This window comes from Streptomyces sp. TAA486 (assembly GCF_000426165.1).
Genome location: NZ_KE384504.1, coordinates 142,104 through 156,800, shown reverse-complemented (window position 1 = coordinate 156,800; position 14,697 = coordinate 142,104). Strand labels below are relative to the sequence as shown.

General features: G+C 71.2%; 13 protein-coding genes. 10 read left to right on the top strand and 3 right to left on the bottom strand.

Features of this window, described 5'->3' with window-relative positions:
- Positions 1-316 precede the first annotated feature (316 nt).
- The 4 genes from I004_RS0130395 to I004_RS0130380 all read left to right on the top strand — a co-directional run bounded on the left by I004_RS0130395 (position 317) and on the right by I004_RS0130380 (position 3,960).
- A complete protein-coding gene (locus I004_RS0130395; protein ID WP_028438553.1) occupies positions 317-1,669 on the top strand; it encodes an aspartate kinase in 1,353 nt (450 codons plus the stop codon).
- On the top strand, positions 1,666-2,817 hold the full coding sequence (locus I004_RS0130390) for an aspartate-semialdehyde dehydrogenase (RefSeq protein ID WP_051345618.1): 1,152 nt from the start codon (positions 1,666-1,668) through the stop codon (positions 2,815-2,817). The genes I004_RS0130395 and I004_RS0130390 overlap by 4 nt, the downstream gene beginning before the upstream one ends.
- A gap of 123 nt (positions 2,818-2,940) precedes the next feature.
- Positions 2,941-3,480 carry a DUF1707 SHOCT-like domain-containing protein gene (locus I004_RS0130385; protein ID WP_037978482.1) on the top strand — a complete coding sequence of 180 codons (540 nt, stop codon included), beginning with the start codon at positions 2,941-2,943 and terminating at the stop codon, positions 3,478-3,480.
- Positions 3,481-3,702: 222 nt separating this feature from the next.
- Complete coding sequence (locus I004_RS0130380; RefSeq protein ID WP_028438550.1) at positions 3,703-3,960, top strand: hypothetical protein; 258 nt, start codon at positions 3,703-3,705, stop codon at positions 3,958-3,960.
- Positions 3,961-4,038: 78 nt separating this feature from the next.
- Here the strand turns inward: I004_RS0130380 and I004_RS0130375 are convergent, their stop codons facing one another.
- Positions 4,039-4,956, bottom strand: a complete 918-nt coding sequence (locus tag I004_RS0130375) for an aminoglycoside phosphotransferase family protein (RefSeq protein ID WP_028438549.1) — start codon at positions 4,954-4,956, stop codon at positions 4,039-4,041.
- A 440-nt stretch (positions 4,957-5,396) separates the two neighbouring features.
- Here I004_RS0130375 and I004_RS0130370 point away from each other — a divergent pair, with 440 nt between their 5' ends.
- From I004_RS0130370 to I004_RS0130355, 3 genes are all read left to right on the top strand, one after another.
- Entirely contained in the window at positions 5,397-5,972 is a 576-nt protein-coding gene (locus tag I004_RS0130370; RefSeq protein ID WP_106965482.1) for a SigE family RNA polymerase sigma factor, read from the top strand.
- Positions 5,969-8,038, top strand: a complete 2,070-nt coding sequence (locus I004_RS39730; RefSeq protein WP_051345617.1) for a hypothetical protein — start codon at positions 5,969-5,971, stop codon at positions 8,036-8,038. The genes I004_RS0130370 and I004_RS39730 overlap by 4 nt, the downstream gene beginning before the upstream one ends.
- 255 nt (positions 8,039-8,293) lie before the next feature.
- Entirely contained in the window at positions 8,294-9,142 is an 849-nt protein-coding gene (locus I004_RS0130355) for an SURF1 family protein (protein WP_028438547.1), read from the top strand.
- Here the strand turns inward: I004_RS0130355 and I004_RS0130350 are convergent.
- Positions 9,069-10,928: an alpha/beta hydrolase family protein gene (locus I004_RS0130350; protein ID WP_028438546.1), complete on the bottom strand. Its 1,860-nt coding sequence runs from the start codon at positions 10,926-10,928 to the stop codon at positions 9,069-9,071. The genes I004_RS0130355 and I004_RS0130350 overlap by 74 nt on opposite strands.
- A 331-nt stretch (positions 10,929-11,259) precedes the next feature.
- Between I004_RS0130350 and I004_RS0130345 the strand changes: the two genes are divergently transcribed.
- The 3 genes from I004_RS0130345 to I004_RS0130335 all read left to right on the top strand — a co-directional run bounded on the left by I004_RS0130345 (position 11,260) and on the right by I004_RS0130335 (position 13,454).
- Positions 11,260-12,252 carry a hypothetical protein gene (locus tag I004_RS0130345; protein ID WP_028438545.1) on the top strand — a complete coding sequence of 331 codons (993 nt, stop codon included), beginning with the start codon at positions 11,260-11,262 and terminating at the stop codon, positions 12,250-12,252.
- A gap of 75 nt (positions 12,253-12,327) precedes the next feature.
- Positions 12,328-12,846: a hypothetical protein gene (locus tag I004_RS0130340; protein WP_028438544.1), complete on the top strand. Its 519-nt coding sequence runs from the start codon at positions 12,328-12,330 to the stop codon at positions 12,844-12,846.
- Positions 12,847-12,878: 32 nt separating this feature from the next.
- Complete coding sequence (locus tag I004_RS0130335) at positions 12,879-13,454, top strand: class I SAM-dependent methyltransferase (protein WP_028438543.1); 576 nt, start codon at positions 12,879-12,881, stop codon at positions 13,452-13,454.
- Between the two features lie 271 nt (positions 13,455-13,725).
- Here the strand turns inward: I004_RS0130335 and I004_RS0130330 are convergent, their stop codons facing one another.
- Positions 13,726-14,697 carry a LysR family transcriptional regulator gene (locus I004_RS0130330; RefSeq protein ID WP_028438542.1) on the bottom strand — a complete coding sequence of 324 codons (972 nt, stop codon included), beginning with the start codon at positions 14,695-14,697 and terminating at the stop codon, positions 13,726-13,728.

Below are 14,697 nucleotides of genomic sequence, written 5' to 3'. Positions count from 1 at the left end.
TCGCGCCGGCGGACAGGGATGTCCGCCGCAGCGAACCGAGCGCCCCGGCAGGCAGCCGGACGGGCACGGAAAGTGGGCCGACGAGGCGGCCGAGCACCACTGGTGAGCGCTTCGTCCCGTACCGGGCCGCGTGTGACCTGTCTTACGTTCCCGTGTGGATGCCCCTTGAACGGGCAGGATCGGTCGCTGGACGAGAGGGCGGGACGCCTTCTCGGTAAAATGAGCCGACCCGAGGACTTCCGGACGGGAGTCGCCCCGGCCGCTCAGGCAGGCAGGGGAAGGGCGCGAGGACTTGAGAATCGAGGAGCGAGCACACGTGGGCCTAGTCGTGCAGAAGTACGGCGGCTCCTCCGTTGCCGATGCCGAGGGCATCAAGCGCGTTGCCAAGCGGATCGTCGAGGCCAAGAAGAACGGCAACCAGGTTGTCGTCGTGGTCTCGGCGATGGGTGACACGACGGACGAGCTGATCGATCTCGCGAAGGAAGTGTCCCCCGTCCAGACGGGGCGCGAGTTCGACATGCTGCTGACCGCCGGAGAGCGAATCTCCATGGCACTGCTGGCGATGGCGATCAAATCCCTCGGTCACGAGGCACAGTCGTTCACCGGAAGCCAGGCAGGCCTGATCACCGACTCCGCCCACAACAAGGCGCGGATCATCGACGTCACCCCGGGCCGTATCCAGACGTCCGTCGACGAGGGCAACATCGCCATCGTCGCGGGCTTCCAGGGTGTCTCGCAGGACAGCAAGGACATCACCACCCTGGGCCGCGGCGGCTCGGACACGACCGCCGTCGCTCTGGCCGCCGCGCTGGAAGCGGACGTCTGTGAGATCTACACCGACGTCGACGGTGTGTTCACCGCCGACCCGCGGGTCGTGAAAAAGGCCCGCAAGATCGACTGGATCTCCTTCGAGGACATGCTGGAGCTGGCGAGTTCGGGTTCGAAGGTCCTCCTGCACCGCTGTGTCGAGTACGCCCGCCGCTACAACATCCCGATCCACGTCCGGTCGTCCTTCTCGGGGCTCCAGGGCACCTGGGTCAGCAGCGAGCCGCCGGGTGGATATGAAGGGCACGGAGAGGGCACCCCGGGTGCACAGGCCGCGCTGAAGAGCGGGCAGAGCAAGGACAGCGGGCAAGGGGAACAGTCGATGGAACAGGCCATGATCTCGGGTGTCGCACACGACACCTCGGAGGCGAAGATCACGGTTGTCGGAGTGCCGGACAAGCCCGGTGTGGCCGCGGCGATCTTCCGCGCCATCGCGGACGCCGAGGTCAACATCGACATGGTCGTGCAGAACGTCTCCGCCGCGTCGACCGGTCTGACGGACATCTCCTTCACCCTCCCCAAGAGCGAGGGGCGCAAGGCGATCGGTGCACTGGAGAAGGCGCAGGGCGGCATCGGGTTCGACTCGCTGCGCTACGACGACCAGATCGCGAAGATCTCGCTCGTCGGTGCCGGTATGAAGACGAACCCCGGCGTGACGGCCACCTTCTTCGAGGCCCTGTCGCAGGCGGAGGTCAACATCGAGCTGATCTCCACGTCCGAGATCCGCATCTCGGTCGTCACCCGCGAGGACGACGTCAACGAGTCGGTCCGCGCGGTGCATTCGGCGTTCGGGCTCGACAGCGAGAGTGACGAGGCGGTCGTCTACGGAGGCACAGGGCGGTGACGCCCCCGGCCCGTGCTGCCCGCCCCGGCGGCGGGCGCGCGGGCAAGCCCGTCCTGGCGGTCGTCGGTGCGACCGGGGCCGTCGGGACGGTACTGCTCGGCCTGCTCTCCGAACGGGCCGACGTCTGGGGCGAGATCCGTCTGATCGCCTCGCCGAGCTCCTCCGGACGGGTACGGGACGTGGGCGGCGAGGGCACCGCTGTACGCGCGCTGAACGAGGAGGCGCTGAAAGGCGCCGACGTCGCGGTGTTCGCCGTTCCGGAGAACGTCGCCGCACGGTGGGTGCCCGTCGCCGCCGGGCTGGGTGCTGTCGTTGTCGACGGCTCCCGGGCCTTCCGCATGGCGGAGGACGTGCCGCTGGTCGTGCCCGAACTCAACGGCGAGGCCGTGAGGAAGAGGCCGCGGGGCGTCATCGCCAGCCCCGGCTGCACGACCCTCTCGATGATCGTTGTGCTGGGCGCCCTGCATGGGGAGTGGGGGCTGGCCGAGCTGGTCCTGTCCTCGTACGAGGCCGTCTCCGGCGCTGGTCGTTCAGGAGTGGAGGCGCTGCGCGGCCAGTTGGCGGCCGTCACGTCCGCGGAGGCGGCCGGTGCCGAGCTGGGCAGGCATCCCGGCGACGTACGGCGGGCCGTGGCGGAGGGGCGAGGGGCCGCGGCTTCCGCGTCCACTTCACCGGGAGACCCGCACGCCACTCCCGTCGCGCTCAACGTCGTGCCGTTCACGGGGGAGATGAGCGAGGGCGGGTGGACGTCCGAGGAGCTGACCGTCCGCGCCGAGACGAGGAAGCTGCTCGGGCTGCCCGGCCTTCCGGTGGCGGCGACGTGTGTGCGGGTGCCGGTGTTCACGGCCCATTCGACGTCCCTGCACGCCCGGTTCGAGCGTGAGGTGTCCGTGCGGCGGGCGCGCGAGATACTGGCCAACGCGCCGGGCGTCGTGCTGTGCGACGACCCGGCCCACGGCGACTTCCCGACCCCCGCGGACGTGGCAGGAACGGACCCCACATGGGCGGGGCGCATACGGCAGTCGCTGGACGACCCGCACTCGCTGGAGCTGTTCGTCTGCGCGGACAACCTGCGCAAGGGCGCGGCGCTCAACATGGCGCAGATCGCGGAGCAGATCGCGGCGGAGAAGGCCGCGTCGCGCAACTAGGCCGCTTCTTCGAAGTCGCCCCATCGCCGGTCATCGACGGTGGAGATCCGCGCGGTGGCCTCATGGCGGACAAGGATTTCTCGCGCCTGGTGGCTACCGTACGGTGCCGCTAACGTGGCTGCCATGCCGAACGACCGGCCCGACCTGCGGGCGTCGCACGAGGATCGCGACAGGGTCGTGGATGCGCTGCGGCTCGCCGCCGGTGACGGCAGGCTCGACGCCGAGGAACTCGACATGCGGCTGGAGAGCGCGCTAACAGCTCGGACGCTCGGCGAGCTGGCCGAGCTCACAGCCGACCTGCCGATCGCGCCCGCGGCCGAGGGCAGAGATGTACTCGTGGTCGGGCAGCACGGCGGCAAGTACCTGCGGGAGGGGCGCTGGTCGGTACCGGCGCGCATCGAACTTCGCACGCAACTCTGCAGAGTCACCTTCGACTTCACCCATGCGGTGACCACCTCGGACGTCTTGCGAATCGAGACGGACATGGTGCACGGCAAGCTCGTCTTCGCCGGCTCGCCGGACATCGTGATCGACGCCGACAGGCTCAACCTCACCTACTCCAAGGTCAAGCTCCGCTCCAAGAGCTCGGCTGCCGACCCCCGTCTGCGCATCGAGCTTGTCGGAAAGCTCCTGCACGCGAAGGTCGTCGAGCGGCGGGCGTGAGGTGAGCCCGCGGTGGCTTGGGTTGCCGGACTCCGCATGGCTCAACCGCTGATCTCGACGACGGACCCTGGCCGCCGGTCCGGGGGCCGGCACCGCCCGCCGGTCCTCGCCGCGTGGGCCGCGGAAGCAACCTTGCAGGTCGTACCGCGGTCCTACCGGGTGCCGTGTTCGCAGAACCGGCCTCTGCCGACGCGCAGAGGTGACCGACGGGGGGCGCAGTCCATGGAGTTCGATCCCGGCCTCTGCCTGGACGTTCCGGAGGGTTTCGACGACAGCGACGCCGAGACCCAGATACATCCCATGGCGAGGAAGCTCTTCCCCGCCACAACTGCCGCCGACGCCTTCAGGAAGGCCCACGAGTGGGTGGGCGAACACGATGTCTTCCTGGTGGACGTCTCATGGGACTTCATGCACGACGAGGACGAGCCCTTCATGCTGAGCGTCTATTTCACCTTCGAGTTGGAGCCCGAGGACGACTGAGGGCTGCGTGAATCGTCCGTATCGTCCCGTCGACGGGGAGCCGGGTGCCGATCGGGGCAACCCGGGGTGGGCGGGGCCCTATCGGGCCGTCCGCTCCTCGTCGTACTCACTCAGCACCGCGTCGAGGACGGCCGCCGCCTCTTTGCCGGCACCGTCGCCCATGAGTCCCGCCAGGGAGATGAGGGCCTTCCACAGCGTCCAGCCCCGTCCGCGCTCCCAGCAGGCGGCGTCGACGTGGCCGCCGGCGTACATCGCCTCCCGGAAGGCCTTCCGGCTTTCGCCCGACAGCAGCGTCCACGCGATGCTCAGGTCGCAGGCGGGGTCGCCGACGCCCGAGGTTCCGAAGTCGATGACGGCGGAGAGACGTCCGTCCGCGACGAGCAGATTGCCGGACGCCACATCGCCGTGGAACCAGACGGGCGGGCCCTCCCACAAGGCCTTCAGGGCCGACTCCCAGGCGGACAGGGCGGTCTCGGCAGGGATGCGGCCCGACAGCGCCTCGATGGAGCGGCGCGTCTCGGCGTCGTACGTCGTGAGCGGGGCGCCGCGGTAGAAGCTGTGAGCCCCGGCGAGCGGCCCGCCGGTCGCGTCGATCCCCTGAAGTGCGGTGAGGAATCCGGCGAGGTCCGTGGCGAACTCGGTGAGATCACGGATGCGTTCCCTGCTCGCGGTCTCGCCCTCGATCCACCGGTTGACGGACCAGCGGAAGGGATAGCCCTCGGCGGGCTCGCCCTTGGCGAGCGGGGCCGGCACCGGCAGTGGTAGCCGCTGCGCGAGGACCGGCAGCCACGTCTGCTCCTTGTCGACCTGCGGCGCGTATCCCTCGGCGCTCGGCAGGCGGACGGCCATCTCGTCGCCGAGGTGGAACGTGCGGTTGTCGACGCCGCCCGCCGCTACGGGCGTGACCGGCAGATGGGACCAGCGCGGGAACTGCGAGGCGATCAACTTCCGTACGAGATCCGCGTCGATCGACGGGGGTGCTGAGATTTCGCTCACCGGCACAGGCTGGCGGGTGCGTGCGCCGGGGACAAATGGATTTCCTCGCACGGAGCCACCTCCGCGAAGGAGTTCGACGCTTCCGGGAACTGTCGACCGTCTGCTGTATCCACGCGGAACGGTGCGAAGTTCTGCGTCAAGGAAGGGTCTTGGCACTGGCCTGTACACGACGACTGGACGAGAATTTCTCTCCCCGGGCGCTGCAACCGGCTCCGGGGGCGAGGCGTCTTTCTGTCCAATGCCTGGATTCGCGAGAGGCGCTGTGACGATGAGGGCATCCGGGAAGAGCTGGTACGCATGAACGCGTTCGAAGGTTCGTCTCCGACGATGACAAACGCGTACAACCCTGCAGGGGGAGTGTGTGTCCAACAAGCGTGGCGGAAGCATTTGGATCAGTACTCGCGACGGCGCCCGGCACCTCCGGCATTGCGACCGGGGGCATGCCGGTGATCTCGCCGTGGTCCGCCACCCGTCCCACGCGTGTCCCTGCCCCGGGCGCGGAATCTGACGACGCGATGGCAGCGGGCACGACAGTCGACCACCTGACCGAGACCTACCGAGTCCACTACAAGTCGCTGCTCGGGCTCGCGGCCCTGCTCCTGGACGACACCGCGTCCTGCGAGGACGTCGTGCAGGAGGCCTTCATCCGCGTCCACTCGGCACGCAAGCGTGTCCGCGACCCGGAGAAGACCCTCGCGTATCTGCGGCAGACCGTCGTCAACCTCTCGCGATCCGCGCTGCGCAGGCGCATCGTCGGTCTGAAGCTGCTCTCCAAGCCGATGCCGGACATGGCGAGCGCCGAGGAGGGCGCGTACGAGCAACTGGAGCGCGACGAGCTGATCCACGCCATGCGCGGCCTGCAGCGCCGCCAGCGCGAGGTGCTTGTGCTGCGCTACTTCGCGGACATGACCGAGGCGCAGGTGGCCGAGGTGCTCGGACTGTCGCTCGGCTCGGTGAAGGCATACGGCTCGCGGGGCATCGCCGCGCTCAGGGTCGCGATGGAGGCGGCGTCATGAGTGCGTACGACGACCAGGACATGGTCCTGAGCCTGCGGCTGCGCGAACTCGTGCGTCTGGCCGGAGCCGGTGAGCTGCAGGACGTGTCGAGCGTGCCCGGCGGTCCCTGTGAGCGGGGTCTGCACCTCAGCGGGCACAACGCGGGCGGCCACGGTGCCGCGCCGGTCGCCGCCCACGAGCAGGGCGCTTCGGGCACCGGCCCTGAAGAGCCGGATCTGCCGGACGGGCCGCATGCTCCGGAGACGCCGCACGCGCCGGACGCACCCCACGTGCCCGAAAGCCCCGAACTCCCGCCGCACGAGGCGCCCGAGTCCCCCGATCTGCCGGATCTGCCCGGCGTACCGGACGTCCCGGAGGTCGACGGACCGGCGGAGATGCCGGAGATCCCCGGTGCGCCGGACGTCCTGCGGAGCCCGGAGATCCCGCCGACGCCGGACATACCGCCGGCGCCGCATGTCCCCGACATGCCCGACGTCCCGGAGGCTCCCGAGATCCCCGAGAGCCCCGGCATCTATGACGAGCCCGAGATCCCGGAACCTCCGCGGATCGACGATCCGGACCTGCCGGAGCTCGACCGGCCCGTCGACCTCCCGGGCATGCCGATCGACCTTCCGGGCACGCCCGGCGACCCCTCGGCCCCGGACACGCCCGACGTGCCGCGTCCGCCGGACCTCCCTGACCCTCCGCATCCCGCCCCCGGTGGGCCGGACGCGGTCCTCGACGCGGTAACAGCCAACGCGGTAACAGCCATGCATTCGAACCACACGGACACCATGCGATTCCCGGACGAGCCGGGTCCGTTCGGCCAGGAGCAGCCGGAGCGGCCTCAGGGCTCCGCGCACCCGGACCAGGCGACGCCCGGCGGAGGCAGGGCCCAGGAGTGGGAGGAAGGCGCCGCCGTGCCTCCGCCCGCTCCGGGCGGCAACGGCGGACAGGGCTCCGGCGGCGGTCTCCGCGGCACGGGCGGCGGGGGCGGCGGCGACGACGGGGAACACGGTCCCATCGGCGACGGCGGCCACGACGGCGACGACGGCGAGCTCGAGGCGGAGCTGCGCCGGATGCTGCACCAGAGCGTGCGCGGCATCGAGCCCGCCCCCGAGGCCCTCGCACATCTCAAGCACGCGGTGCCGGCCCGCCGTGCGCACCGTCGCCGCGCCCTCGCCGGGGCCGCGGCCGCCGTCGTGCTGGCGGGAGTGGGCTTCCCCGGGCTGGTGAGCGCGGGGCTGATCCCGGGCATCCAGGGCGGCTCGTCGATCAACGCGGGCGAGGGCAACAGCCGGGCGCAGAGCGCCGGCGGGGCGGACGGCTCGGGCAACACCCAAGGTCCGGGCAGCGGCTCGGGCGGCGCGAGCGGCAACGGTGGCACGTCGGACGACCGTGACGGATCGGCGTCGCCTTCCCCCACGCAGGGCGCGGGCTCCGAGGGGGGCGACCCGAACGACAGCCTCGCCACGAGCGCCCCCAGCTGCGGCCGGCAGCAGCTCGGGGACGGCTCGGCGGCGACGGAGAGCCCCGACTCCGAGGGGAAGGTCTACGGCAGCTTCCGCGTCGTCAACACCTCCTCCGACGCTTGCACCGTCGAGGGCGAGGGCATCGTCGGCGCGTCCGCGCACGGCCGTGCCGACATCGAGCGCATAGACGTCCTGGATCACACCGCGGGTGACGCCGCCACGGCGCTTCCCGACCCCGCCCTCGCCGCCAGCGAGCTGGTGCTGAAGCCCGGCCAGGCCTACGAGGTCAAGTGGGCCTGGGTGCCCAAGGACTGCGAACTCTCCGGCGATCCCGAGCCCAAGGCCCAGGAGGGCAACGGACCTGAGGGCAGTCAGGGCGGCAGCAACGGCAACCCGGGCGGCAACGACAGCGGCGGCAACAACGGCAACCCGGGCGGCAACGACAGCGGCGGCAACAACGGCAACTCCGGCGGCGACGGTGGCCAGTCGGACGAGGACGCCAGCGTCGTGCTCAGCCACACCCCGGACGTGGGCGACCCCGCGGCGGCGAACACCGAACTCGAGGGCGCCTGCGCCGGCACGCTCTACCGCACGGGAGTGCTCGCGGCCAACTGACCGGGTCGCGGCCCGCGAGCCCTCCGGGGCCGGCCATGACCGGAAAGCCGGGCGGCGCAGGTGCCTCGTGGCTCGCGACCAACGGCCATGCCCTGCACCTGCGGATGAGCCGTGCCGCGGCCCGGTCGGGCGCCCCGCACCGCGCTCACCCGCGCCTCGTGCGTGCTCGGCCCCGCCCGGCGCCGTGCACACCGTGCTCCCGCGCCGCGCGCACCCACGCACCACCGCCGTTCCCCGGCCCCGTACCGTTGAGGCGTGTACCGGTTCCTGCTGACCCCGCGGTGGTGGGGGATCAACCTCTTCTCCGTGCTGGCGATCCCGGTGTGCCTCTTCATGGGCAGCTGGCAGCTCTCCCGCTTCGAGGCGCGGGTCGAGAGCCACGAGGAGCAGGAGAGGACGGTCTCCCGCGCGCAGCACGCCGAGCCCGAACCGCTGTCCCGGCTGCTGCCCGTCGACGCCGCGACCAGCGGCCGCACCGCGGAGATCACCGGTCGCTACGACACGTCCCGTCCGATGCTGGTCCCCGACCGGAGCCTGGACGGGCGGCGGGGCTTCTACGTGCTGTCGCTGCTGCGCACCGACGCCGGTACCGGTGGCCACGGCAAGGCGCTCCCGGTGGTGCGGGGATGGCTGCCCGGCGATGCCGATTCCTCCCGCGTTCCCCGGACTCCGCGCGGCGAGGTGCGGGTGACCGGTGCGCTCCAGGCTTCCGAGACACAGGGCACCCCGGGTGTGCGGGCCGAAGGCGGCCTGCCGAAGGGGCAGCTCGGCATGATCAGCGCGGCGGCCCTCGTCAACGTCGTCCCGTACGACGTCCACGACGCCTGGATCACCGTGCAGCACATCCCTGCCGCCTCGAAGCTGAAGCCGGTGCCGCCGGTACGTCCCGACAACACCGGCCTCGACATGAAGGCGTTCCAGAACCTTGGCTACACGGCCGAGTGGTTCGTCTTCGCGGGCTTCGTGGTCTTCATGTGGTTCCGGCTCTTCCGCCGGGACGCGGAGCTCGCCAAGGACGCCGCGCTCGGCATCATCCCCGGGCCGCAGGAGCCGGATCGGGAAGGTGCTTCAGAGCAAAGTCGATCTCCAGCCTCAACTGCTTGATCCGCTCCTCGACCACGAGCGATCCGTGCCCGGCGTCGTAGCGGTACACCTCGTGCGGTGCCCCGCGCCGCTCCAGCCGCTCCACATAGTTCTCGACCTGCCGGATCGGGCAGCGCGGGTCGTTGACGCCGGCGGAGATGAAGACCGGTGCCCGCACGTCGTCGACGTATGTCAGCGGTGACGAGACCTCGTACCGCTCCGGCACCTCCTCCGGGGAGCCGCCGAGCAGCGTGCGGTCCAGCGACTTCAGCGCCTCCATCTCGTCGTGGTACGCGGTGACGTAGTCGGCGACCGGCACGGCCGCGAGGCCGACCGCCCACGCATCGGGCTGGGTGCCCAGGCCGAGCAGCGTCAGGTAGCCGCCCCACGATCCGCCGCCCAGCACCAGCCGCCGGGGATCGGCGAGGCCGGAATTGACGGCCCACTCCCGCACGGCCGCGATGTCCTCCAGCTCGATGAGGCCGACGCGGTGCTTGAGGGCGTCCGTCCAGGCCCGTCCGTAGCCGGTGGAGCCGCGGTAGTTGACGCGTACGACGGCGAAACCGTGGTCGACCCACGCGGCGGGCTGGCCCGCGAAGGCGTCGCTGTCGTGATGGGTCGGGCCGCCGTGCACGTCGAAGACCGTCGGGAAGGGGCCCTCGCCCTCCGGCTTCTGCACGAGCGCGTGGATGGTGCCGCCGGGGCCCTCCACCCAGGCGTCCTCGACGGCGACCGACGGGGGTGCCGTCATGCCGGGCGGGTCCAGGACGACGTCACCCGCGACGGAACGCACCTGCGGCGGCTGCGCCGCGGACGACCACAGATACTCGACGCTCACGCCGGTGCCGCCTGCTCCTCCGGGCCGGTCCGTTCCCTGCGCGGCCTGTGCGACGGGCCGTACCGTCGCATCGGAGACCGAGCCGGGCGGGGTCTCGACCCGGGTCAGCGTGCGGTCCGCGAGGTCGTAGCGCCACAGGTCGCTGCGCGCCTGGTGGCTGTGGGACACGAGGAGCGCGCTGCCGTCCGGATACCAGTCGGCGCTCACGTCCCCGGGCAGGTCGATGGCGAGGTCGGTCGTGGCGCCGGTCAGCGGTTCCCAGATCATCGGCTCCCAGCGGCCTGTGCGCTGGTGCGCGATCAGCAGCCGTGAGTCGTCCGGTACGGGCGCGAACCCGAGGGCGGACAGGCCGAGTTCCTTGGTGCCCCCCTCACTGTCGTCGAGTTCGGCGACGGTCGTGCCGTCGGGGCGCATCACGCGCAGTGCGGAGTGCATCGCGTCGCCGTGCTCGGTGTGCTCGACGACGAGCAGCGTCCCGTCGTGCGAGAGGTCGGCCACCCCGGCGGACTCACGGTGGCGGTAGATCTCGACGGGCTCCTGGCCCGGGCGGCAGAGGTGGATCGTCGTGCCGTCCTCATCGGTCGAGCGGCCGATGACGGCACTGCCGTCGCGTCCGATGGTCAGTCCCGCGGGGAAGGACGGGGCGAGACCGGTTGCCGCCGGCTCGTCGTCGCCGCCGTTGAAGGGCTGCCGCATCCAGACCCCGAACTCGTCACCGTCGGTGTCGGAGAACCACCAGATCTCCTCGCCGTCGGGCGTCAGCACGCCGTCGGTCGTCCCGTTGGGGCGGTCGGTCACCTGGCGGTGCTCGCCGGTGACACGGTCCCACGCGTACAGCTCGAAGGTGCCCGTCACGTTGGAGATGTACAGCGAGCGGTCGGGTGCGTCCTCGGCCCAGTCGGGCAACGAGACCCGCGGTGCCCGGAAGCGCTTCTCCCACTCCGGCATGGCATCGGTCTTCTGCGTCATGTGCCCATTCTGCGCCGGGAGCGGGGGCCGCGAGGCCGGGGGCCGCCGTACGTGGCGGGATCAACATCGTTTCGGGGCGGGGTGCGCGGGACAAGCAGACGGGACGGGGACCTGCGTACGCGCACGCAGGACGCTCCCCCTGGCTTCTCCCCCACGCTTCGCTGGGAGGAACCCCCGGGGAGGTGCCCCCAAATCGGCGGACGGAGGCGACGTGGCTGACGGGACGAACGGCGAGCCGACGGCACGGTACGGGCGGGACGGATCCGAGGGGACCAGGACCAACAGCCCTGCATCAGGGAGAAGTTGGGCGCCACTGCCGCAGAGTCCGCCGATGACACCGTCCGGGCCGCCGAGCCGCAGGGGACTGCTCGCGGCCTCGGCGGCCGCCGGGATCGGCGTGGTGACGGGTTGCGGCACGTCCTCCCCCTCGCGGCCCGACGACGCGAAGGGCGGCGCGAGTTCGGCGCGCGACGGCGGGCGCAGTGCTTCGCCCTCCCGGTCCCCGAAGCCGCGGCGGACCAAGAAGCGGCCCCAACTACCCCGCGGCGGCCGGGAATTGTTCCCGAAGTACCGGCTGGTCGGCTACTGCGGGCTGCCCGGAGCCCCCGCACTGGGCCGCCTCGGCGACGGCGACCCGGGCAAGCGGGCCTCCGAGATCGAGAAGACGGCGCGCAAGTACGCAGGGGGCCGCGAGCCGCTGCCCGTGCTGGAACTCCTCGCCGCCGTGGCCAACCCGAACGCGGGGCCCGACGGCAAGTACCGCACCCGCACCCCCGGAAAGACGATCCGCCGCTTCCACGAACTCGCCCGCAAAAACGACGCGTTGCTGCTGCTGAACATCCAGCCCGGCCGTGCCGGGATGCTCGGCGAGGTCAAGGCACTCGACGACTGGCTGGAACTCCCCGACGTAGGAGTGGCCCTCGACCCCGAGTGGGACATGGGCCCCGGCCAGACACCCGGAGAGACGTACGGGCGCACCGGCGGCGGCGAGATCAACGACGTCGCCGACCACCTGTCGAAGCTCGTCGACGAGCACGATCTGCCGCACAAGCCGCTCGTCTTCCACCAGGTCGCCACGTCCGTCCTCAGCGACGAGAAGAAGCTGCGCCCCGCGGACGGCGTCACGTTGATCAAGAGCGCCGACGGCATAGGGTCCCCCGGACTCAAGCGCGCCAAGTGGGGACAGCTCGTCGAGGACCTGCCCGACGGACTCCACACCGGCTTCAAGCTCTTCTACGAGGAGGACGCCGAGGGATCCCGCCTGATGAAGCCGCCGGAGGTCCTGAAGCTGCGGCCCGAACCGGAGTACGTGATGTACGAGTAGGCGGCCTGCTGCCGGTCGGTCCGCTCCGCCGGAAATGAGTGTCCGGCGACGCGGCCGCTCCGGCAGGATGACCGCATGACCGAACAAGTCGCACGACCCGGCACAGGAGTCGACGAGGCCGCCGTGCTCGCCCTCGCGGAGAGCTACCACGAGCGGAGAATCAGGATTCTGCAAACGGCCGAGCTGGGCGGCCAGTTGACGAAGGTGTACGCCATCGAGGCGCCCGGCAGGAATGTGGACGCCGCGGCAAGCGTCCACGCCCTGCGCCTGGCCGCTCTCCAGCTGGCCGCTGACCGTTCCACGGGTGCGCTCGGCCTGGCCTGCGTCCTGCTGCACGCCGGCGGCGACGGTGACTACGTGCTCGTGCACAGCTGGGTCGAGGGCTACATGTCACGGCTGGCGGTCTTCAACGGGCCCATGGACAGCCCGCACGAGCTGCGGCCCGCCTCGTCCGGTCTCGCACCCTGTGTGTGGGAAGCGGCCGTCCTGGCGCACGAGCGTGAGGCATTCGTACGGCACGTCCTCGCCGGTTCGGGGACGGTCGCCGCGCGGGCCGAGGCGTGGAGCGCCGACGTGCTCGTGTCCGGAGCGTAGCGGGACGGTCACCCGGGCCGTAACTTCTGTACATGCCGATGAACCGAGCACACCGCAGGCTGTGCAGTTCCGAGAAGTGGGCGCAGGGCGTACGTGACCGTCTGCTGCCCTGGGCCCTTCAGGACGTCGAACTGGGCGACGAGGTACTGGAACTCGGCCCCGGGTACGGCGCCAACCTCCGCGTACTGGTCGAGCAGGTCCCCAGCCTCACCGCCGTGGAGATCGACGGGGACACCACGCGTCTGCTGCAGGAGAGTTGGGGCGAGCGGGCCCGCATCATCCACGGTGACGCGTCGGATCTGCCGTTGCCGGACGGCGGCTTCTCGTCCGTGGTCTGCTTCACGATGCTCCACCACGTGCCGGAGGTCCCGACGCAGGACAAGATCTTCCGCGAGGCGTTCCGGGTGCTGCGCCCCGGCGGGATCTTCGCGGGCAGCGACAGCCAGCCCAACTTCCGCTTCCGGCTGCTGCACATCGGCGACACGATGAACACGCTGCCCCCGAAGACCCTTCCGGCACGGCTGGAAGCGGCGGGCTTCACCGACGTCCTGGTCGACCGGCACCCGGAGAGCGGCGGCCTGCGCTTCCGCGGCCGCCGTCCCGAGTGACGGCGTTGCCGAAGTCATCGACTCGGGGGCGGTGACGGAAGGGCCCCTGGAATTCGCCTTCCTCCGGGGCCCTTCGGGTCACCAGGCTGGGCTCCCCGGGCCCAAGGGCCCAGGGGAACCCCCGGTCGGGGCGGACCGGATGCGGTCGGGGCACCGCCTGGTTGTCCTGCGCTCTCCCGGACCGCGGAGCACGGGTGCAAGCGCTCGACCAGCGTCTCCGTGCACCGCGTGGGCGTCAAAGCGAACCTCCCTATGCCTGGACAGCCGGCGCCTATGACCCGAGGTGGGCGCTGAGCAGCTCGTCCAGCGAGTCCCGTACGCGCGCGCCTTCCGCCACCTCCAGCAGCGCGCGGACCATGGCGGGCCGCGGCTCGTGGGCCGCGAAGACCAGGCCGACGCGCGGCCTGCTGTCGCCGTCGCCGTGCAGCCGCACCACGCGCATGCCGGCGGGGATGCCGAACATGTGCAGCCACGCGTGGGAGATCACGCTCGACCAGCGTCCCGACGCGAGATGCGCGTAGAGGCCGTCGACGGTGTCGGACTCGACGGCGGGGGAGACCGAGGCGCCGTCCGCGGCGAAGAGCCCGTCGAGGATGCGGCGGTTGCGCATGCGAGGAGAGAGCAGGCACAGCGGGAGCCGCGCGGCCTGCGACCAGCTCACCACCTCCCCGCCGTCGCCGGGGGAGCCGACGGCTCCGGCTCCGCCGCCGTCGGCGGTGACCGGCTTGTCCTCCGGCGTGAGCAGGACGTAGCGCTCCTCGTACAGCGGCAGCCTGTGCACACCCTGCAGGGTCTCGTCGTCCAGGTATGTGAGGGCCGCGTCGATCTCGAACTCCGCGAGCCGGCGCATGATCTCGCGCGAGGAGAGCGATTCCAGACGTACGCCCGCCTCGGGGTGGCGCTCGCAGAACGGCGTGGTCAGCAGCGAGGTGACGGTGAGCGCGGTGGGGATGGCGCCGAGCCGCAGGGTGCCGGTGAGGCGTCCGTGCATCGCGGCGATCTCCTGCCGGAGGGCGTCGCGGTCGCCGAGTATGCGGTGGGCCCACAGCAGGACGCGTTCGCCCTCGGGCGTCAGGCCCTGGAAGCGCGCGCCGTGCTGGACGATCGGGACGTCCAGCTCACGTTCCAGCTTGCGAATACCCGCGGAGAGCGACGGCTGCGATACGAAGCACGCGGCCGCCGCACGCGCGAAGTGACGTTCCCTGGCCAGCGCGACCAGGTATTCCAACTGGCGAAGCAGCAT